This window comes from Actinomadura sp. GTD37, assembly GCF_041951365.1.
GTDB lineage: Bacteria > Actinomycetota > Actinomycetes > Streptosporangiales > Streptosporangiaceae > Spirillospora.
In genome coordinates, this window is the sequence record NZ_JBGNUS010000003.1 from 685863 (window position 1) to 706526 (window position 20664).

14 protein-coding genes are annotated in these 20664 nt (G+C 73.1%); 9 read left to right on the forward strand and 5 right to left on the reverse strand.

Annotated features, from left to right (window positions below; all coding sequences use genetic code 11):
• Nucleotides 1-8 precede the first annotated feature (8 nt).
• Nucleotides 9-980 carry a glycosyltransferase gene (locus tag ACA511_RS21620; RefSeq protein WP_375026263.1) on the forward strand — a complete coding sequence of 324 codons (972 nt, stop codon included), beginning with the start codon at nt 9-11 and terminating at the stop codon, nt 978-980.
• Here ACA511_RS21620 and ACA511_RS21625 read toward each other — a convergent pair.
• The 3 genes from ACA511_RS21625 to ACA511_RS21635 all read right to left on the reverse strand — a co-directional run bounded on the left by ACA511_RS21625 (nt 937) and on the right by ACA511_RS21635 (nt 6307).
• Complete coding sequence (locus ACA511_RS21625) at nt 937-4026, reverse strand: WD40/YVTN/BNR-like repeat-containing protein (protein WP_375026264.1); 3090 nt, start codon at nt 4024-4026, stop codon at nt 937-939. The genes ACA511_RS21620 and ACA511_RS21625 overlap by 44 nt on opposite strands.
• A gap of 62 nt (nt 4027-4088) precedes the next feature.
• On the reverse strand, nt 4089-5015 hold the full coding sequence (locus tag ACA511_RS21630; RefSeq protein ID WP_375026265.1) for a glycosyltransferase: 927 nt from the start codon (nt 5013-5015) through the stop codon (nt 4089-4091).
• Complete coding sequence (locus tag ACA511_RS21635) at nt 5012-6307, reverse strand: hypothetical protein (RefSeq protein WP_375026266.1); 1296 nt, start codon at nt 6305-6307, stop codon at nt 5012-5014. Before ACA511_RS21635 ends, ACA511_RS21630 begins: the two co-directional genes overlap by 4 nt.
• A gap of 226 nt (nt 6308-6533) precedes the next feature.
• Here ACA511_RS21635 and glf point away from each other — a divergent pair, with 226 nt between their 5' ends.
• Genes glf through ACA511_RS21670 form a run of 7 tightly spaced genes read left to right on the forward strand, consistent with a single transcriptional unit; the run spans nt 6534 to nt 15531 of the window.
• The gene (glf, locus tag ACA511_RS21640) at nt 6534-7712 is read left to right on the forward strand and encodes a UDP-galactopyranose mutase (protein WP_375026267.1); all 1179 of its coding nucleotides are present in this window, start codon (nt 6534-6536) and stop codon (nt 7710-7712) included.
• Entirely contained in the window at nt 7709-9919 is a 2211-nt protein-coding gene (locus ACA511_RS21645; protein ID WP_375026268.1) for a glycosyltransferase, read from the forward strand. Before glf ends, ACA511_RS21645 begins: the two co-directional genes overlap by 4 nt.
• Nucleotides 9916-10797 (forward strand): ABC transporter permease, encoded by an 882-nt coding sequence (locus ACA511_RS21650; protein WP_375026269.1) that lies wholly within the window; start codon nt 9916-9918, stop codon nt 10795-10797. Before ACA511_RS21645 ends, ACA511_RS21650 begins: the two co-directional genes overlap by 4 nt.
• Nucleotides 10797-11582 (forward strand): ABC transporter ATP-binding protein, encoded by a 786-nt coding sequence (locus ACA511_RS21655; RefSeq protein ID WP_375026270.1) that lies wholly within the window; start codon nt 10797-10799, stop codon nt 11580-11582. The genes ACA511_RS21650 and ACA511_RS21655 overlap by 1 nt, the downstream gene beginning before the upstream one ends.
• Nucleotides 11582-12703, forward strand: coding sequence for an acyltransferase family protein (locus ACA511_RS21660; RefSeq protein WP_375026271.1), 1122 nt, complete (start codon nt 11582-11584; stop codon nt 12701-12703). Before ACA511_RS21655 ends, ACA511_RS21660 begins: the two co-directional genes overlap by 1 nt.
• Entirely contained in the window at nt 12700-13926 is a 1227-nt protein-coding gene (locus tag ACA511_RS21665; RefSeq protein WP_375026272.1) for an acyltransferase family protein, read from the forward strand. The genes ACA511_RS21660 and ACA511_RS21665 overlap by 4 nt, the downstream gene beginning before the upstream one ends.
• A 60-nt stretch (nt 13927-13986) precedes the next feature.
• Nucleotides 13987-15531, forward strand: a complete 1545-nt coding sequence (locus ACA511_RS21670; RefSeq protein WP_375026273.1) for a sulfatase — start codon at nt 13987-13989, stop codon at nt 15529-15531.
• Between the two features lie 7 nt (nt 15532-15538).
• On the opposite strand, the gene ACA511_RS21675 is transcribed toward ACA511_RS21670, so the two are convergent.
• Entirely contained in the window at nt 15539-16807 is a 1269-nt protein-coding gene (locus tag ACA511_RS21675) for a sialidase family protein (RefSeq protein ID WP_375026274.1), read from the reverse strand.
• Nucleotides 16791-17903, reverse strand: coding sequence for an alpha/beta hydrolase (locus tag ACA511_RS21680; protein ID WP_375026275.1), 1113 nt, complete (start codon nt 17901-17903; stop codon nt 16791-16793). Before ACA511_RS21680 ends, ACA511_RS21675 begins: the two co-directional genes overlap by 17 nt.
• 379 nt (nt 17904-18282) lie before the next feature.
• Here ACA511_RS21680 and ACA511_RS21685 point away from each other — a divergent pair, with 379 nt between their 5' ends.
• Entirely contained in the window at nt 18283-20313 is a 2031-nt protein-coding gene (locus tag ACA511_RS21685) for a hypothetical protein (protein WP_375026303.1), read from the forward strand.
• The last annotated feature ends 351 nt before the right edge of the window (nt 20314-20664 follow it).

The window sequence follows — 20664 nt, forward strand, 5'->3', positions numbered from 1 at the left end:
ACGGACGCATGCAGCCCGAACCCTTCACCCTGCTGATGACCGTCTACGGCGGCGACCACGCAGAGCATGTCCGGGACGCGTTCCGCAGCGCCGTGCAGTTGCAGACACTGCGCCCCGACGAGGTCGTCCTCGTCCAGGACGGCCCCGTCCCGCCCGCGCTGTCGGACTGCCTGCGCGCCCTCGTCGCCGCCAGCCCGGTCAAGGTCGTGTTCGTCCACCTGGAGCACAACCGCGGCCTCGGCCCCGCGCTCGACGCCGGCCTGCACGCGGCCCGGCACGACATCGTCGCCCGCATGGACGCCGACGACGTCTCCATGCCGCACCGCTTCCAGACCCAGGTCCCGCTCGTCCGCGCGGGCGCCGACCTCGTGGGCGCCGGCCTCCTGGAGTTCGGCACCGACATCACCGACGTCGTCGGCCGCCGCATCCCGCCGAGCGACCCCGCCGACATCGCCCGCTACTCGCGCCTCCACGACCCGTTCAACCACCCGACGGTCGTCTACCGGCGCAGCGCCGTCGTCGCCGCCGGCGGCTACGGCGACCTCCCTCTCATGGAGGACTACTGGCTGTTCGTCCGCATGATCGCGAACGGCGCCCGGATGGTGAACGTCGCCGAACCGCTCGTCTACTACCGCGTCGGCGAGGGCGCCTACGAGCGCCGCGGCGGCCGCGACCTGCTGCGCTCCGAACTGCGGCTGCAACGCGAGATGCTCCGCGAGGGCTTCATCTCCCAGCCGCAGTACTGGCGCAACGTCATGGTCCGCGGCGGCTACCGCCTCGTCCCCACCATGATCCGCAAACCCTTCTACCGCGCCGTCGTCGCCCCCTACGGCGCCCGCCGCAACCGCTCCCGCGACCGCACCCCCACCGGCCTCCCCGCCGGCGCCCTCAGCTACATCCCCCGCCACGCCCGCCGACCCGAGGGCGGCGACGATGTCAACTCCGCCGCCACAAAACGGGCTGCTCGCCGGACTCGCTGACACTCCGCCCGACGCCGAGGACGGCGGCCTTGAACGGCGCCAGGCCGGTGATCTCCTGGTCGCCGCTGCCGGAGAGGACGTCCCCTCCGGGGGCCTCCGCCTCCCAGGAGACTCCGTCGGCGGACGTCCACGAGACCACGTCGGACCCGGCGGCGCCGGCCACCACGAAGCCCCCGGACGTCGCCGTCACGGCCGTGACGGCGACGGGAGACCCCGAGCCGGCCGCCGGCAGCCTCGTCTCGCGCCACGTCTTGCCGCCGTCGCCGGAGACGTAGCCGAGCACGACGGGCCCGGACGTCCCCACGGCGTCGCCCGCCGCGACGAGCACGTCGCCCTTGGCCGCGACCTGGGTCAGGGCCCCCTGCGACAGCCCGGCGGGCAGTTCGATCTGCTGAAGCCGCCATTTCTTGCCGTCGGAGGACGTCCACACCGCCGGACGCGGCGCACCGGGCGCCTTCGGGTCCAGCATGCCGCCGACCGCGACGAATCCGAACGCCCCGCCCGCCGCCGAGCGGATCCAGCGGTTGCCGTTCTTCTCGGCGGTGAGGTCGTTGCGGCCCTCGCCGCCGCCCCGCTGCCACGCCTTCAGATCCGGGGAGAACCAGATCGCGCCGGACGTCCCGTCGTCGCCGACGACCACATAGCCGGACGGTCCCGCCGCCGCGCCGTAGGTGGCGAGGACCTGGTCGCCCGCCTGCTCGAACACGGGGTCGGTGTCGGCGGGCTTCCAGACGGCGCCGTCCGCGGACGTCAGCACCAGCGGGCCGCGCATCGCACCGCCGCCGTCGCCCACCGCGAGCCACCCGGCGCCGCCGGCCGCCGCCGAGGTCAGCCGCTGCAGGGCGGGGCGGGAGATGCCGCCGGAGAAGCGCGCGCGGTTCCAGGCCGAACCGTCGGCCGACGTCCAGATCGCGGCGTCGCCGCCGCTGCTGCCGACCGCGACCGCCTGGGCGTCCTTCGCCGCGACGGCGGTGACGGCCAGGTCCTTGCGGAACGCGCCGGGGATCGCGAACGGGTCGACCGGAACCTCGGTGCCGCGCTGGTCCAGCACGGCCAGCAGCGCGTTCAGGTCGCCGTTGCCCGGATCGCGGCCGACCAGCACGGTCTGGCCGCCGCCGACGGCCGCACCGAGCAGGACGCGGCCGGACGCGGACGCGAGCGTGCCGGCGTCCTGCCACGATCCGCCGTCCGCCGAACGGGAGATCAGCAGATCGCGTCCCCGCTGGACGATGCCGGCGTAGCCGTCCTCGGTGCCGAGCACCTGCTGGACCTGCTGGTACCCGGACGGCTCGATCTTGCCGCCCTGCTTCCAGTCGGTGGCGTCCGTGGACGTGTACACCTGGCCGTAGGAGGACTTGCCGGACTTGACCTCGCGCACGGCCACCAGCCCGGCCTTCCCGCCGCCGACCGTCAGCCCGCGGGTGCCCTTGGGGGCGGGGATCTTCGCCGGGGACCAGGTGCGGCCGCCGTCGGTGGAACGCCAGGCGCGGCGGAACGACGACTTGCCCGGTTTCGGAGTGTGGGCGCTCTCCATCAGGACGACGCCGTTGCTCGACGCGACCGCGTCCAGCACCACCTTGCCGCGGATCGGGATGCCGACCTGCCCGCCCGTCAGGGCGTCCCAGTTCCGGCCGTCGGCCGACAGCCACGCGGCGGGCACCGCGTCGCTGAAGTCGCGTTTGCGGGAGTGCTCCCCGATGGCGAGGAAGCCCTTGTCGGTGCGGATGACCCGGGTCACGCGGTTGCCGGGGCCGAAGACGTCCCCGGCCGCGTCGGGCTGCCGCTGCCACGTGCTGCCGTCCTGGCTCGTCCACACGACGCCGCCGGCGGGCCGGGACCCGATCGCCACCCAGCCGCCCTGGTCGCCGGCGACCAGCCGCGGCACCTCGGTGGCGCCGGGCTCGCCGCCGTCCAGCCCGTGGACGTCGGCGGTCTTGAAGGTGCGGCCGCCGTCGGCGGACACCAGGAACACGCCCCGGTAGTGGCCGGGATCGGCCTCGCCGCCCACGGCGACGACCGTCGAGCCGGACGCGGCGACACCGGTGAGCTCCTGGTCGCGCCCGTCGGAGCGGGCCGCCGGGTCGGCGGGGAACACCGCGCCGGCGAGCCGCGCGCTGCCGCCGTCGCCGCCGGAGTCGCCGCCGCGGCCGAGCAGGACGACGACGCCGCCCGCGACCAGCGCGGCGGCGGCCACACCGCCGACGACGCCGAAGAGGACCTTCTTGCTGACGCCCTTGCGCCGGGGCTTGGGCGCGCTGCGCCACGGCTCCTCGACCGCCGGCGGCGCGAGCGGAGGCGGCCCGGCGGACAGGGCGTTGGGAGGCGGGGCGTGCGGCGACGGCGGGCCGTGCGGCGAGGGGGCTCCGGCGCCGGGCACCTCCTGCGCCCACGGGAAGGGCGGCGGCGCGGGGGCCTGCCCGGGGATCTCCTGCGCGTAGGGGAACGGCTCCGGGGCGGCCGGCGCCGGCGCGTCCGGGATCTCCTGCGCCCACGGGAACGGCTCAGGCGGCCGCGGCGCCGGAAGCTGCGGCGCCGGGGGTTGCGGCGGCTGTGCCGCCGGCGGCTGGGGCGCCGGGAGCGCGGGCGGCTGTGCCGCCGGAGGCCGGGGCGCCGGCGGCTGCGCGGCGGGGAACGGCGGGAGGGGCGGCTGGGGCGCCGGAAGCTGCGGCTCCGGAGCGGCGGGCGGCGCCGGGGGCGGCTGCGGAGCCGCCGGGGCCGCGGGGATCTCCTGGGCCCACGGGGGCGGCGGGAGCGGCTGGACCGGCGACTCCGGTGCCGCAGGCTCTCCCGGAACGGGCTGGACGCGGGTCTGGTCCGCGCCCTCGTCCCCGCCCTCCGCGGCATCCGCCGGATCGCCGTCCGGGACGGCGGGGGCCTCGCCGGCCGCCGCCGACCGTGAGAAGTCGGACATCGTCAGGTCCCCGACCCCGCCGGACGGCTGCGCCTGCTGCCGGGCGTCCCGGGAGAAGGTCTGCGTCCGGTCGGCCACGGCCTCCTCAGGCAGGTCGTCCCTGGGCTCGTCGTCCGGCGTTCCCTTCGGAGTCACACCCGCCTCCCCTTCGCACTGCGTGTCGGCCCGCTGCGTGCCGGTTCCGCTGGTCTGCGTCGTCAGGGATCATAGCGACGCATCGCGGCTGAAATGACCTCCGAGGTCGGGCGCGGACGCCGCCGGAGCCCGTCCCGCACGCCCTCCCGGAGGCCCTTGCGCAAGGTGGCCCGGTCGCGCGAGCGGAGGTAGGCGCGCGTCCACCGCCGGGCGGACGACCCGGCGTAGAGGACGCGTTCGGCCGGGGCGAGCCCGCGGCTGCGCGTGAACAGCCAGAGCTTGTTGCGGACCTCGTAGTAGAAGCGGTCGCCGGGGTCGGCGTCGGCGCCGCCGAACGTCCCGGTCTTGTGGACGACGACGCTCGCCGGGCAGTAGAGACCGGTCCGCCCGCGCAGCAGCCGGGTGGTGAACTCGAAGTCGTCGTTCCACAGGAAGTAGTCGGCGACCGGCAGGCCGCGCTCCCGGACCGCCGCCGCGTCGACCAGCACGGACACGAACGACGCCGACCGGACGGGCCGGCACCCGATCTCCCGCGCGGCGGCCAGCTCCGCGCGCGACGCACCCGGCTTGACGCGCGGGGTGTTCATCGGATGGTCGCGGCCGTCGGTCCACACGACCCGGCTGGCGATGAGCACGGGCCCGCCGGACGCCCGCTCCCGCGCGTCCAGCAGGGCGGCGAGCGCGTCCGGCTCGGGCACGGTGTCGTCGTCCATCAGCCAGATCAGCCCGGCGTCCGGCGCGTCCAGCGCGCGGGCGATCCCGGCCGCGAAGCCTCCGGCGCCGCCGGTGTTGACACCGAGCGCGAGGAGATCGGTGTCCGGGAACCGCGTGCGGACGAGGTCCCGGGTGCCGTCGGTGGAGGCGTTGTCCACGACGATGACCGCGTCCGGCCGCCGGGTCTGGGCGGCGAGTGCCTCCAGCGCCTCGGTCAGCAGGTCGCGCCGGTTGTAGGTGACGACGACGGCGGTGACCCGGGCGCCCGCGCTCATCGCGGCACGCTCCGAGAGGACAGGACGGTGCCGGGCTCGTCCTCGTCGTCCTCCGCCTCGGCGACGGCTTCGGGCGGCGGTTCGATGCCCTTGACCCGCTCCACGAGGTGCCAGTACCCGACGCGCATCTTCCAGACGGCCTGGCTGCGCTCGCTGAGATGGCGGGCCATCAGCTTGGGCAGCGCCGTCTGGTGCTGCTCCTGGCGCTCCTCGCGCAGGGTCTCGATCTCCTGGCGGAGCATCTCGACGCGGTCGAGGAGCCCGAGAACGGTGTGGGCGGCGGCGTCGAGCAGCTCCGCGTCCCCGGGCGGGCCGCCGGGCGCCTCGTCATGCGCCGCCGGGCCCGGGGCCGGGAGCAGTTCGCGCAGGTCGCCGACCACGTCGTAGCCGGCGGACCGGATCCCCTCGACCATGGCGCCGGCCATCTCGTCCGCCCAGGCGCGACGTCCGGGCGGCAGCGGCACTCGGCCCGGCTCACCGCGGCCGGGGAGCACCTTCAGCGCGAGGACGTCGGTGACCAGCCGGTGGTACAGCCACATCGGGACGTCCTCGTCGACGGCGCCGTTGACCCTGCGCAGGAGTTCGGTCTCCGTCCAGCTCAGCGAGGTGTTCGCGCGGGCCTCGGTGAGGTCCGCCACGGCGGGGTCGACGCCGATGAGCCCCGCGAAGCGCTCCCAGAGCAGGGCGCGGGGTGCGTCCCGACCGGGCATGGTGAGCACGTGCACGCGCTCCGGCGGGACGTGCGCGGCCCATCGCCCGAGCACCTCGGGGATGTCGTGGACCCGCCAGAACCAGCGCGCGGCGCCTCCGTCGGCCGGGCCGTCGACCACCTCGCGCAGCCAGTGCTCGAAGCCGTAGTGGAACCGGTGCTTGACGTACTCCTGCCATTCGGAGGGCAGGAGTCCCGCGAGGTCGCGGGCGGAGTAGACGATGTGCACCTCGCAGGGCGCGAGGGACCGCACGGCTCGCTCGGCCCCGGCGGCGTCCACCGAGCAGAGCACCTCGTGGGAGAGCACGGCGGCGCGGTGCCCGGACGCCCTGACCTCGTCGGCGAGCCGGTCCCAGGCGCCGTCCCAGCCGAATTCGGGCTCGTCCGGCTCCGGTTCGACACCGCGCAGGTCGCGGGTGGCCCGGACCTGCTCCCCGAACGACCCGCCGGGCAGGAGGACGCCGGCCTCGTCGAGTGCGTCGGCGCTGCTCCACAGCAGGCCCTGCAGGAACGTCGTCCCGCTCTTGGGGGCGCCGATGTGGAGGTACACGGTCGGCGGGAGGGCGGGGGAGACCGCTGCCACCAATGACTCCTCTGCGGGTTCGCGTAGGGGACGCGCACGGCGCCGATCCGGATCACCGGAAGGGTACAACCGGCCAACCGGGGTCATTCCCATACAACTTGGGTGACTACGCCGGTATCTTTGCCGCGCAGCACAATCGTCCCGCAGCCCGCGCGAGCCTCGGGCCCGAACGCGCGGACGGACCGCTCCCACGACGCGACGGGGGACGTCGCAGGAAGATGCACCCGTGAACGTTGACCTTGTAGTGGTGGGCTCCGGCTTCTTCGGGCTCACCGTGGCCGAGCGCTGCGCGGAGGAGCTGGGGCTGCGCGTGCTGGTCCTCGACCGGCGCGACCACATCGGCGGCAACGCCTACAGCGAGGACGAGCCCGAGACCGGCATCGAGATCCACCGGTACGGCGCCCACCTGTTCCACACGTCCAACGAGCGCGTCTGGGAGTACGCGAACCGGTTCACCGCGTTCACCGGCTACCAGCACCGCGTCTACTCCACCTTCAAGGGCCGCGTCTACCCGCTGCCCATCAACCTCGGCACGATCTGCGAGTACTTCGGCCGTGCGTTCACACCGGACGAGGCGCGCGCGCTCATCGCCGAGCAGGCCGCGGAGATCCCCGCCGGCCGGGAGCCGCGCAACCTGGAGGAGAAGGCGGTGTCGCTCATCGGGCGGCCGCTGTACGAGGCGTTCATCCGCGGCTACACGGCGAAGCAGTGGCAGACCGACCCGCTGGACCTGCCCGCGGCGATCATCACCCGGCTGCCGGTGCGGTACACCTTCGACAACCGCTACTTCGGCGACGCCCACGAGGGCCTGCCGGCCGGCGGCTACACCGCGTGGCTGGAGCGGATGGCCGACCACCCGAACATCGAGGTCAGGCTGAACACCGACTTCTTCGACCTGCGCGACGGCCTCGCCGGCCGGATCCCCGTCGTCTACACCGGCCCGCTCGACCGCTACTTCGACTTCGCGGAGGGCGAGCTCGGCTGGCGGACGCTCGACTTCGAGACGGAGGTCAAGCCGACCGGCGACTTCCAGGGGACGCCCGTGATGAACTACGCGGACGAAGACGTCCCCTACACCCGGATCCACGAGTTCCGGCACTTCCATCCCGAGCGGCGGCACTACCCGGACGACCGGACGGTCATCATGCGGGAGTTCTCGCGCTTCGCCGAACGGGGCGACGAGCCGTACTACCCGATCAACACCGCCGACGACCGGGCGCGCCTGCTGCGCTACCGGGAGATGGCCCGGCGGGAGGACGGCGTCCTGTTCGGCGGGCGGCTCGGCACCTACCAGTACCTCGACATGCACATGGCGATCGCCGGCGCCCTGAGTATGGTCGACAACCGGCTGCGGCCCCACTTCACCCGGGGCGAGCGGCTGACCAGCGGAGGAGTTGACCGATGACCGAGCGGGCCGTCCAGCCTGAGCTCCCCGAGGAGCCCGCGACACCCGTCCGGAGCCGGCAGGCCGCCGGCCCCGGGCCGGCCGACCCCGCCCCGGCCGACCCCGCGGCGGTGGAACCGGCCGCGAACGCGCGGCCGGACGAGCGTCCGGGCGAGGCCGGGCCCGGCCCCGCCCCGGACCCGCGTCCCGCCGCCGAACCGGCGACGGGACCCGCCGGGCCCGGCGAGGGCCTGCGGGTCCTCCACCGGGTCGTGATGCCCGGCGAGCGCGACTTCGACGTGCTGAAGCTGTACGTGGACGGCAACGCGGTGTTCGGCCGCCGCACGGCCGACCTGGAGAGCGCCGCCGAGCGGGTGCGTGCCGAGCAGGACGGCGGCACGACCCGCGCGGCGTCGTACCGGCCGTCCTCCCAGGACGACAGCGCCGAGATCATCGGACGCCGCAGCATCGTCGTCCCGTCCGGGACGCGGGTGTCGTTCTGCAGCTACTTCAACGCGTTCCCCGCCGGGTACTGGCGCCGGTGGAGCACGGTCGAGAACGTCCGGCTGCGCGTCCAGGTGGCCGGTGAGGCGACGATCCTCATCTACCGGTCCACCGGCAAGGGGCACCTGGAACGCATCAAGTCGCTCCACATCGACTCCGACTCGTCGGTCGAGGAGAACATCGACCTGCCGCTCGCCCCGTTCATCGACGGCGGCTGGTACTGGTTCGACATCGTCGCCGACGGCCGCACCGCCGTCCTCGACAGCGCGGAGTGGTGCGCCGTCACCGAGCGGACGGAGCCGGGCACCGCGACCATCGGGATCACCACCTTCAACCGGCCGAAGTTCTGCGTCGAGCAGCTCACCGCGCTGGCCGCGGCGGGCGACGTCCTGGACGTCGTGGACGAGATCCTGGTCGTCGACCAGGGGAGCGACAGGGTCGAGGAGCATCCCGACTTCGCCGCGGCGAAGGAGGCGCTCGGCGACCGGCTGCGCGTCATCGACCAGGCCAACCTGGGCGGCTCGGGCGGCTTCTCCCGCGTCATGCACGAGACCGTCGAGTCGGGCCGCAGCACCTACGCGCTGCTCCTGGACGACGACGTCATCCTGGAGCCCGAGGGCATCCTGCGCGCGGTGACGTTCGCCGACCTCGCGCGCGGCCCGATGCTCGTCGGCGGCCACATGCTCGACCTGTACAACCGGTCGGTCCTGCACGTGTTCGGCGAGACCGTCGCCCGCTACCGCTGGTGGATGGTCCCGGCCCCGCACACCGAGCTGTCGCACGACCTGGCCGCGCATCCGCTGCGCGACACGCCCTGGCTGCACCGCCGCGCGGACGTCGAGTACAACGCCTGGTGGATGTGCCTGATCCCCGTCGAGGTGATCCAGAAGATCGGGCTGTCGCTGCCGTTCTTCATCAAGTGGGACGACATCGAGTACGGGCTTCGCGCCAAGGCGGCGGGGATCCCGACGGTCTCGCTGCCGGGCGCCGCGGTGTGGCACGTGCCGTGGCACTCCAAGGACGTCATGACCGACTGGCAGGCGTACTTCACCGAACGGAACCGGGTCGTCACCGCGCTGCTGTACTCGCCGTACGAACGCGGCGGGAACATGCTCAAGGAGAGCCTGTTCATCACCGTCAAGCACGCCCTGGCCATGCAGTACTCCACGGCCGAGCTCATGCTGCTGGCGATCGAGGACGCGCTGAAGGGCCCCGAGGACCTGCACCCGTCGATCCTCACGAAGATGGGCGAACTCCAGGAGCTGCGCGCCGATTTCGTCGACGCGCAGGCCAAGGGGGACCTGGACGAGTTCCCCGCCGTCCGGCGCCGCAAGCCGCCGCGCAAGGGCCGTGACGTCGTCCCGCCGAAGAACCGGCGGGCGATGTTCCAGACGGCGCTGCTGGGGGCGGTCCGCCAGGTGAAGCCCGTCGGCCCGTACCCGAAGACGCACCCCGAGGCGGTCGTCCCGCACGTCGACCAGACGTGGTGGCTGCTGACGAAGTTCAACAGCGCGCTCGTCTCGTCCGCCGACGGCACCAAGGTCTCCTGGTACCAGCGCGACCCGCAGCGGTTCTGGTCGCTGATCCGGCGGGCCTCGGCGCTGCACGCCCGGCTCGGCAGGGACTGGGCCGTGCTGAGCGAGCGGTACCGGGACGCGCTGCCGGGGCTGACCTCGCACGAGGAGTGGCGGGAGACGTTCGACAAGGCGCGGCGGCTGCAGTGAGCGCGGCCTCCGGTGCGCCGGCGGGCCTGGACGATCCGGGCCTGGTCGAGCCGGGCCGCGGCGGCGGGCTCGGCGAGGTCTTCCGGCGCCGCTACCTGCTGAAGCTGATCGTGCGGCGGGAGCTGCGCGCCCGCTACCAGGGGTCGCTGCTCGGCCTCGGCTGGTCCTACGTGCGGCCCGCCGCGCACTTCGCGGTGTTCTACTTCGTGGCCGGCGTCTTCCTCGGGATGAGCAAGCACCTGGAGCACTTCCCGATCTTCATGTTCTCCGCGCTGGTGCTCGTCTCCTTCTTCAACGAGACGCTGATCAACACCACGCACTCGGTGCTCGGGAACGCGCCGCTCGTCCGGAAGGTGTACCTGCCGCGCGAGCTGTTCCCGGTGGCGTCGCTGCTGGTGTCGTGCGTGCACCTGCTGCCGGGGCTGGCGATCGTGCTGGCCGTCGCGGTCGGCTGGGGCTGGGCGCCGTCGGCGGCGGCGCTCGGCTCGGCGCTGCTCGGGTTCGCGCTCGTCGCCACGCTGGGCATCGGCGTGGGGCTGATCTGCTCGGCCCTGCACGTCTTCTACCGCGACACCGACAAGGCCGTGGACATCGCGACGCTGTTCGTCACCTGGTCGGTGCCGATGATCTACCCCTGGACGCTGGTGCGGGACACCGCGCCAGGCTGGGCGCTGGACCTCTACCTCGCCAACCCGATGGCCGTCGGCGTGATGCTGTTCGAGCGGGCCTTCTGGTGGCCGACCACCGGCGGCGCGTTCGAGTTCCCGGTGCACCTCACCCGCGACGGGCTCGTCCTGCTGGCGGCGGCCGTCCTGCTGCTCGGGCTCGGCCAGCTCGTCTTCGCCCGGCTGCAGCGCCGTTTCGCGGAGGAGCTCTGATGGACGGGACGCGGCGCGCGGTCGTCGTCGACGGGGTGACAAAGGGGTTCACGCTGCGGCACGCCCGCTCCCTCAAGAACATGACGGTCCGCGCGCTGCGCCGCGAGAGGCTCCGCGACCGCTTCACCGCGCTGGACGACGTGTCCGTCTCCATCGGGGTGGGCGAGGCCGTCGCGCTGGTCGGGGTGAACGGCTCCGGCAAGAGCACCCTCTTGAAGATCATTTCGGGGGTGATGCCGCCGGACGAGGGCACGGTCCGGGTGCGCGGGCGCGTCGCCGGGCTGATCGAGGTCGGCGCCGGCCTGCACCCCGACCTCACCGGCCGCGAGAACGTCTTCCTGAACGGCGCCATCCTCGGCATGGACCGTGCCGAGACGCTCCGCAAGTTCGACGCGATCGTGGAGTTCGCCGACATCGGGCGGTTCCTCGACCAGCCCGTCCGGTTCTACTCGTCGGGCATGTTCATGCGGCTGGCGTTCTCCATCGCCGTGCACACCGACCCCGACGTGTTCCTCATCGACGAGGTCCTCGCCGTGGGGGACCCGCTGTTCCGCCGCAAGTGCATCGAGCGCCTGCAGGAGTACCGGGCGAGCGGCCGCACCATGGTGATCGTCGCGCACGACGCCGCGCTGCTGCGGCAGCTCTGCACGCGCGGCGTCTTCCTGGAGGGCGGCCGCGTGCTGTGGGACGGCGACATCGGCACCGCCGCCGACATGCTGCTGACGAAGCGCCGCGAGCGCCGCCGCGTCCAGGCGTCACCGGCGGGCGCGGCCGAGGCGGGCTGATGACTCCCCCCGTCGCCCGCCCGCGGCTGGTGGAACTGGACCTGCTCCGGTTCGTCGCGGCCGTCGTGGTCATGCTCCACCACTTCGTGGGCCGCATCGCCGGGTGGGGCGTCGAGAACCACCACAACATGCCGTTCCTCGCCCCCGTCACGCATTTCGGGAACCTGGGCGTCGACCTGTTCTTCCTGATCAGCGGATTCGTGATCCTCATGAGCGCGTGGGGGCGGGGCGTCGGCGACTTCGCGGTCTCCCGCACCGTGCGCATCTTCCCGGCCTACTGGTTCGGCGTGTCCCTCTCGCTCCTGGGATTCATGGCGATCGGGCAGACGCCCGCGGCGGGGCACGGCCCGCTCGCCCCGTACCTGCCGAACCTGACGATGCTCCAAACCGGCATCGGCGTGCCGAGCATGGAGAACGTCTACTGGACGCTCTGGGTCGAACTGCACTTCTACGTGCTGATCGCGCTCCTCGTCTGGCGCGGCATCACCTACGAGCGCTGCGTGGCGTTCATGGTCGGCTGGGTCCTGCTCGCCGTGTTCGCCCAGGAGGCGGACGCCGTGCCCCTCATGGCGGCCCTCATGACTCCGTGGGCCCCGTACTTCGTCGCCGGCATGGCCTTCTACCTGATCCACCGGTTCGGCCCGAACCTGCTGCTGTGGCTGATCGCCTCCGGCTGCTGGGCCCTCGCCGTCGACTACCGGCAGGCGACCGTGAACGACGACCTGGCCTGGCCGCGGGTCTGGGACGCCGCGATCACCGGCGGCGTCACCTTCGCCTTCCTGATCATGGCGTTGGTGGCCACCCACCAGTTCCCGGCGGTGCGCTGGCGGGGCTTCACCGTGCTCGGCGCCCTCACCTACCCGCTCTACCTCGTCCATGAGAGCGTCGGGCGGACACTGGACGAACTGCTACGCTCCCACCTCGGCCGCTGGACGCTCCTCGCGGTCTCCTGCGCCGCCGCCCTCCTCTGCGCGTACCTGGTGCAGCGCTTCGTCGAAGAACCGCTGCAGCGGTGGATGAAGCCGAAGCTCAAGGCGGTGCTCACCAGATCGCGGCAGCGGAGTCGTCCGCCCGTTCGCCGGCAGACCCCGCCTCGGAGCACCGTGGAGGCCGCCCGATGACCCGTCCCCCCGCCCCCGCCGACAGCGCGAGCCTCCCGCGGCTGCGCGAGCTCGACCTGCTGCGCTTCATCGCCGTCGCGGCGGTCGTGACGCACCATTTCGCCGGGGTGCGGAGCACCGTCTGGGCCGGACGCGACGCCCAGAAGATCTATCCCGAACTCGCGCCGGTGGCGCACTTCGGCTACCTCGGCGTCCAGCTGGCCTTCATGATCAGCGGATTCGTCATCCTGATGGCCGCGTGGGACCGGAGGGCCGGCGACTTCGCCGTGGCGAGGGTCGTCCGGATCTACCCGGCGTACTGGTTCAGCGTCGTCCTCAGCCTGGTGCTGTTCCTGGTCTGCGGCGCCGCGGTGCCGTACGGGGACGGCGACGGCCCCGTCCTGCGGTTCCTGCCCAACCTCACGATGCTCCAGGACGGGATGCACGTCGCCTCGCTGGAGGTCGTCTACTGGGTGCTGTGGGTGGAGCTGCACTTCTACGTGCTCATCACGCTCCTGTCCCGCGCGGGTATCACCTACGGACGATGCGTCACCTTCATGGTCTCCTGGCTCCTCGCCGGCGCCTACGCGAAGGAGGGCGGCAGCGAGCTGCTGCAGCGGCTCTTCTTCCCGGAGACGGCGCCGTACTTCATCGCCGGGATGGCCTTCTTCCTGATCTACAAGTTCGGGTCCAACACGGCGCTCTGGCTGATCATCGCGGCGTGCTTCGCGCTGTCGGTGCACTACCTCGTGGACGACATCAGCCCGCTGAACGCGTGGGAGGGCGTCCACGAGATCGTGATCCCGGCCGTCCTCGCCGCCTTCTTCGCCCTGATGGCGCTGGTCGCGCTGCGGAAGCTGTCCTGGCTGGGCTGGCGCGGCTTCACCCTGCTGGGCGCCGTCGCCTACCCGCTCTACCTGATGCACGAGACGGTGGCACGGGCGATCGTCAAGGTCTTCTTCCCGCATCCGATCCTCGACAGGTTGACGATCCTGCCGGTCATCACCGTGTCCGTGCTGGTGGCGGCGCTCCTCGTGCACTGGCTGGTGGAGCGTCCGCTGCAGAACCTGATGCGTCCCCGGCTGGCGTCCGCGATGGCGCAGATCCGGCGCGACGGAGCACCGGCCCCGGGCGGCGCGCCGCCCGCCCCGCCGCCCCAGGACGCCCCTGACGTGCGGGAAGTCCAGGACGCCCAGGCCGCTCGCCGCGACGCCCCGGAGTCGCCACCCGCGTCGGTGCTCTAGCCTGGGCCCGATTGATCATGTTCGTGGACCGATGTCCGATCGGCCTGGAAGGGGTGCGTGATGTTCGGCGCCAAGCCGCGACGGCGACGGTCGGCCGCGCCGCTCCCCGCGGTCCTGCTGGCGGGTGCGCTGGTGCTGGCCGGATGCGCCCAGGCGGCGTCCGGTGACGGCAAGGACGGCAAAGGCGGCAAGGACGGCAAAGACGGCAGGGCGTCGGCGTCCCCGCACGCCGCGGCGAAGCGGCCGAACATCGTCTACGTCCTCACCGACGACCTGTCGTGGGACCTCGTCGACTACATGCCGCACGTCAAGGCCCTGCAGAAGCGCGGCATGACGTTCTCGAACTACTTCGTCGCCGACACATTGTGCTGCCCGTCCCGCGCCACGATCCTGACCGGCAAGTACCCGCACAACACCGGGGTCCGCAGCAACGACCCGCCGACGGGCGGGTTCGACGTCTTCAACTCGCGCGGCAATGAGAAGGACACGTTCGCCGCCGCGCTGCAGAAGGCCGGCTACCGCACGGCGCTGATGGGCAAGTACCTCAACGGCTACGAGACGGCGGAGACGCAGGGCTCGTCCCGCGCCTACGTGCCGCCCGGCTGGACGGAATGGCAGGTCACCGGCCTCGGGTACGCGAACTACAACTACAACCTGAACGGCAACGGCACCCTCACCCACTACGGGCGCGCGCCGAAGGACCACCTCAACACGGTGATCACCGGCAAGGGCGTCGACTTCGTCAACCGGTCCGCCGACACGAAGCAGCCGTTCCTGCTGGAGATGTCGACGTTCTCGCCGCACGCCCCGGCGACGCCCGCGCCCGAGGACGCCCGCAAGTTCGCCGGGATCAAGGCGCCCCGCACGCCCGGGTTCAACGAGCCCGACATCGGCGACAAGCCCGGCTGGCTGCGCAAGTACCCGAGGCTGCGGCCCCGCCAGCTCCGCGCGGTCGACGACGCCTTCCGCACGCGGGTGCGGGCCGTCCAGTCGGTCGACCGGATGATCGGCGCGCTGCAGGCCGCGGTCGACGCGAAGGGCCTCGGCGCGAACACCTATTTCGTCTTCAACTCCGACAACGGCTACCACCTCGGCCAGCACCGGCTCGTCGAGGGGAAGCTGACCGCCTACGACACCGACATCCGCGTCCCGCTCGTCGTGGCGGGCCCCGGGGTCGGGGCCGGGAAGACCGAGGCGAGGTTCGCGCAGAACACCGACATATGCCCGACGTTCGAGGAACTCGCCGGGCTCCGGCCGGCGGACTCGGCGGACGGGCGGTCCCTGGCGCCGCTGCTGCTCGGACGGCCGGTGCCGTCCTGGCGGACGACCGCGTTCATCGAGCACCTCGGCCCCAACTACAGCCACGACGACCCGGACCTGCCGAAGAAGTACGGCGGCAACCCGCCGACCTACTACGCCGTCCGCACCGCGAACGAGCTGTACGTCGAGTACGACAACGGCGACCGCGAGTACTACGACCTCGCCCGCGACCCGTGGGAGCTGGGGAACCTGTGGACGCAGGCGCCCGAGGCGCGCAAGGCGGAACTGAAGTCGCTCGTGGCCTCCTACCGCGGCTGCGCCGGAGCGGCCTGCCGCGACCTGTGAGCACGGCTCAGCCGGTCTTCAGCTCCGCGGGGGCGGAGGTCGGCGCCGAGGCGGCGACGTAGGCCCGGCACGCCCCGTCCTTGTCGCGCTTGGTCGCCACCTCCAGCAGCCCTTTGCCGTCACCGACCGCGAGCAGCGACGAGCTGTAGTTGCCGCAGACGATGTCGGAGTGCTCCGGATGCGACGGAAACGGGACACGGACCGGTGCGGGCGCCTCGCTCCAGACCCCGTCGCCGTTCGCCGCGTTGGCGAAGAGCGTCGTGCCGCTGGCCGCCCGCACCAGCCCGCCCTTGGCGTCGCGGACGACGCCGCCGACGAGCAGGACCGTCCCCTGCGGGCCGTCGCCGGGCAGCCAGGCGACCGTGGGCGCGTGGTACAGGTTCCGTCCGGCGGCGGTCCGCGGGGCGGTACCGCGTCCGGCGGGGGCGCCCCACGTCCAGCCGTCGGCCGAGCGGCGGAGGTACACCCTGCACGACGCGGACGGGCCGCACACCTCGTACACCATGAGGTACGAGCCGCCGGGCAGCCGCAGCACCACCGGCATGCCCGGCCGGTCGTGCCGTCCCAGGGCGACGACCACCCTGCCGGTCCCCCACGTGGCGCCGCCGTCGGGGGACGCCGTCTCCATGATCACCTGGTCGTGGCCCGGCCGGGTCTCGTCGGAGTAGTAGCAGACCACCCGCCCCTGCCCGTCGATGGCCAGCTCGGGCTCCCACAGGCCCTCGTCCCAAGGAGTCTCCGCGGCGGCGATCGCGCAGCTCGACAGGTAGGACCAGTGCCGGCCGCCGTCGACGCTGCGCCATACGCGCAGTTCCGGGCGGCGCTCCGGCGCGTGGTTCTTCATGCCGACCGTCCCCGCCCACAGCAGCGTCCCGGCGGCCTGACCGCCGATCTGGCGGGGGAGTTCGAGCAGGCTCCCGCAGCACGCTCCCCGGCCCTGGGCGGCGGCCGGGTCGAGGATCTCCGACATCGTCCGGAACGTGCGCCCTCCGTCGGTGCTCTCGTAGAACCGGGCCATGTCGGTGACGCCGCCGCCCCCGGCCGTCGCGACGCCGAGGACGATCCGGCCGTCCCGCAGCCGGACGAGCCGCGGGTACATCGCCTGCCGGTGATCCACCTGCCGTTCGTCGAACGGGGTGAAGGCCGGGGCCGCCGGCCGTGCCGCCGGGGCGGGCGCGGCCCCGCCCTCGCCCTTCCCCGTCTCCCCGGCCGCGCAGCCGGTCAGCGCGAGGACGGCGACGAGCACCAGGGCCGCGACGTCAGACGGTGAGGCCATGGCTCATCCAGCGCAGCACCTGGGGCAGCACTCGCTTCCAGGTGCGGAAGTTGTGGCCGCCGCTGTCGAGGACGAGCGACGACGCCCGCATCGGCGGCCTGACCAGGGAGAGGAAGCGCCGGGTCTCCTCCTCGTTCCGCTCCCCGGACCTGCTCGTCGTCACCAGCACGGAGATGGGCGGCTGCGGCCGGTGCCGCAGCCGCCAGTAGAGGTCGTTCTCGTCGCGGACGGCCTGGCTGCCCCCGTACAGGTCACCGGTGGTGATGTCCTTGATGGCGCCGTAGTAGCCGGACAGCGACGCGGCCTTGGAGAACACGTCCGAGTGCCGCATGGCGAGCTTGAGCGAGCAGTAGCCGCCCGTCGACAACCCGAACACGCCCCAGCCCTTGCGGTCGCCCGAGACCCGGTAGGCGGCGCGGACGGCCTCGGGCACGTCCTGCGTGAAGAAGGTCGCGGTCTGCGGGCCGCCGGGAACGTCCAGGCACTCGGTGTCGCGGCCCTTCACCATGGACGGCCGCAGCATCACGTACACCATCGGCTGGACGCGGCCCGCCTTCGCCTCGTCCCGTGCCGTCTGCGGTACCCGGACCTGCGTGATGAGGTTCCGCTGCGCGCCCGGATAACCGCTGAAGACGACCGCGACGGGGAAGCGGCGCCGCTCGCCCTCCTTGAAGTACTGGGGCGGGAGATAGACGTAGGCGCGTGCGTGCAGCCCGGACCTGAGCCCGCGGATGTCGACGGTGTCCACCCTGCCGTCGCGCGCGGCCGTGCCGCCCATGGACACTTCGGGGTCGCGCCGGATCAGCGCGGCCCTGACGCCGGTCCCGCCGTGTCCCTGCTCCTGGACGACGCGTCCGCCGACGCCGGCGGCCCCGGCCAGTTCCCCCCAAGTTCCGTAGAAGGCGAAATGGCGGTTGACCACGACCAGCACCGACAGCGTGACCAGCGCCTGGCACAGCAGGAGTGCGCAGAGCCTGGCGGCGACCATCCGCGCGCCCGGACCGGCGAGGCGGCCCCACCCCCACACGGTCGCCGCCAGCACGGCGACCACGGTCACGATCAGCAGGCATGCCAGCGGCCGGCCGGTCAACGACACGTGGGCTCCTCACCTTCGGTCGGCGACTGCGACGACATCGGACATTACAGCTCTCTCGGAACGACGTCCTTTCGCCTTCGCGGAAGCCCGCCCTTGGACGTGCCGCTGGGGCGGGGCTCGGCGTCCTGCGTGCTCAGCGTCCGCACAGGAGTGCGGTCGGGTGGCCGGGTGTGGTCAGGGGTGGGGTGTCTGATCTTGCCTTAGGTGGGTTCAGTGTCCGAAATGTCGGGCGTGGCCGGTCATCGCGGGACTGTTCCGTTGAACGAGGCGCGCGGAGGTGGCAAGGTCTTTACCCTGGGCTGTGTAGGAAACCGAACCGGCAACCCCGAGGCGTTCCCCCTATTCCCGCGACTCCCAGGGGTCTCTCGACGTGACGGACATGGCGAGCGGGTCCGCGATGGCGCGGCTCACACAGGCCGACCGCGTCCATGTGGGCTGGCGCTACGCGCAGGTGCACCCCGATCCGGGGCCGCCCCCGGACGTGCCCGACCGGCCTGACCGGGCGCCGCTGCCGCCGCCCGTGCGGCGGCCCGGCGAGCACATGGCCGGCCGGCCGCTGCGGATCGCGGTCGGCGGCACGGTCGCGTTCGTCGTCCTGTTCCTCGTGTGCGGCGTCTTCGGCGTGATCCCGTGGGCGTTCGCCGGGGTGGCGCTGCTGGCGTGCCTGGTCGTGCTCGCCATCGTCGGCGGCGGGCTGTGGCGGGACGAGCGGGGCGTCCGGGAGCGGCTCGCCCAGGAGCGGCACGAGGACGAGCGGCAGCGGGCCGCGCGGGAGCGCGAGCGCGACGCCGCCGAGAAGGCGTACGCGAAGGCGCGGGCCGAGTGGGAGCGCCGCCGGGCCGCCTATGACGGCCAGCGCGAGTGGTACCCGGTCGCCGTCCCGCCGGGAGTCGACCGCGTCGACGTCGTGGGCGGGACGCTCGCGGGCTGGTCCGCGGCCGTCACGACCATGGGCGCGGCCCGGCTGGCGGTGGGCGCGCGGCTGACCGTCATCGACCTGTCCGAGGGCGCGGTCGCGCACGACCTGCTGCGCCTCGCGGCCGATCGCGGCGACGACCCGCTCGTCTGGGTGCTGCCCAACGACCTGCCCCGGCTGGACGTCACCAGGGGCCTGAACCGCGAAGCGCTCGCCGACGTGCTGTCGCTGGTCGTCAGCGCGGGCGAGGAGGAGGGCGGCACCCGCGACCTGTCGTTCGACAACTCCATCCTGGAGCGGCTCATCGAGGTCCTCGGGCCGGACGCGACCATCCCGCGGATCACGGCGGCGCTGCGCGTCCTCGCCCAGGTGGGCGACCCGCGCGACGACCTCCGGAAGGGCCTGCTGACGGACGCGCAGCTCGAACGCATCGCCACCCTGTTCGGCCGCGACGCCACGGACCGGATCGTCGTCCGGCGCGCGTGGGCGCTCGAGGCGCAGCTCCGCAAGCTGGAGAAGCTCGCGACGGAGCCCGTCACGCTGCCGCCGTCCAGGCTGCACGTCGTGTCGATGGACCGGCGCGCCGGCGTCCTCACCAACCGCATCCTCGGCACGTACGTGACGACGGCGCTCACCCACCGGATCCGCGAGTCGCCGCCCGGCGGACGCTGGGACCACACCCTCTTCCTCTGCGGCGCCGAGAAGCTGCGCGGGGACGTCCTCGACCGCCTCATCGACGCCTGCGAGGCGACCGGAACCGGTCTCGTCCTCATGTACCGGTCGATCCCGGACCACGTCCGCGCGCGGCTCGGGCGGCGCGGCCACGCCGCCGTCGGGTTCATGCGCCTCGGCAACCCCGAGGACGCCCGCGTCGCCGCCGAGCACATCGGCGCGGGCCAGCCCCTCCTCGTCGCCGAGATCACCGACGCGGCGGGGGAGACGCTGTTCGACGTCGCGGGCGAGACCTACGCCAGCACGGTCGCGTTCGCGCGGCCGCGCGGCGACGGGCTCACCGACCCGGTCTGGTCGCCGCTGCCCGCGCCCGCCGTCGACGACTCCGTCCTGGTGGAGGGCATCAGCTCCGCGACCGCCTGGGGCCGGACGGTCGCCGACCGCCGCCCCGCCAAGCAGCGCTTCCGCGAACTGCTCGTCGAGCCGCCGCAGCTGCAGGAGCTGCCGCCGACCGCGATGGTGTTCACGCACTCGGGCGCGTCCGGCCGCCGTACCCTCCTCGTGGACGCCAACCCGGGCATCATCACGCTGCCGACCGCGCACTCGATGGAGTTCGAGGAGTACCTGCGCGAGCAGGAGTCGCTCGTCCAGCCGGAAGAGGCCGCCGCCCCCGAGACCCCGGAGCCGGAGCCGCCGGACGTCCCCGCCCCCCGCCGCGCCGCCCGCCACGCCCTCCCGCGCGGCGCGTCCCGCCCGGTCCGGATCGTCCCCTCGCGAAAGCCCAACGGCCGCCACAAAGCCGACCCGCCGTCCTCTACCTGACCACCCAGAACATTTCGCGGCTCGATATGCCAGGCCGGGCTGCGAGGAGCAGCGGTGTCCGGTCGGATCGGCACGCGGCCTGGATGCCCTGCCTCTTGCTCGTCCGTGACTGACCGTGAAGCCGCCGCACGGCCTCCCATACCTCCCAGTGCGGCGTCCATGAACGCCCACCGCCCCGGTGGCCGCGTTGACTTGCGGCGTGTTGTTGTTATCCGGAGGCCCATAACAACAACACGCCGCAAGTCGACGGGACGGGAGAGGCCCCGTGACCGGGAGCGGGTCACGGGGCCTTTCCTTGTGGGGGGTTACTGGACGGGCGGGTTGGCGTTGCGCAGCAGTTCCTGGAACTGC

Excerpts from the sequence above, each read along its gene's own strand:
- ACA511_RS21620 (WP_375026263.1), top strand. The coding sequence starts at position 9 with ATGCAGCCCGAACCCTTCACCCTGCTGATGACCGTCTACGGCGGCGAC.
- ACA511_RS21630 (WP_375026265.1), bottom strand. The coding sequence starts at position 5,015 with ATGAGCGCGGGCGCCCGGGTCACCGCCGTCGTCGTCACCTACAACCGG.
- ACA511_RS21645 (WP_375026268.1), top strand. The coding sequence starts at position 7,709 with ATGACCGAGCGGGCCGTCCAGCCTGAGCTCCCCGAGGAGCCCGCGACA.
- ACA511_RS21655 (WP_375026270.1), top strand. The coding sequence starts at position 10,797 with ATGGACGGGACGCGGCGCGCGGTCGTCGTCGACGGGGTGACAAAGGGG.
- ACA511_RS21660 (WP_375026271.1), top strand. The coding sequence starts at position 11,582 with ATGACTCCCCCCGTCGCCCGCCCGCGGCTGGTGGAACTGGACCTGCTC.
- ACA511_RS21665 (WP_375026272.1), top strand. The coding sequence starts at position 12,700 with ATGACCCGTCCCCCCGCCCCCGCCGACAGCGCGAGCCTCCCGCGGCTG.
- ACA511_RS21670 (WP_375026273.1), top strand. The coding sequence starts at position 13,987 with ATGTTCGGCGCCAAGCCGCGACGGCGACGGTCGGCCGCGCCGCTCCCC.
- ACA511_RS21675 (WP_375026274.1), bottom strand. The coding sequence starts at position 16,807 with ATGGCCTCACCGTCTGACGTCGCGGCCCTGGTGCTCGTCGCCGTCCTC.
- ACA511_RS21685 (WP_375026303.1), top strand. The coding sequence starts at position 18,283 with ATGGCGAGCGGGTCCGCGATGGCGCGGCTCACACAGGCCGACCGCGTC.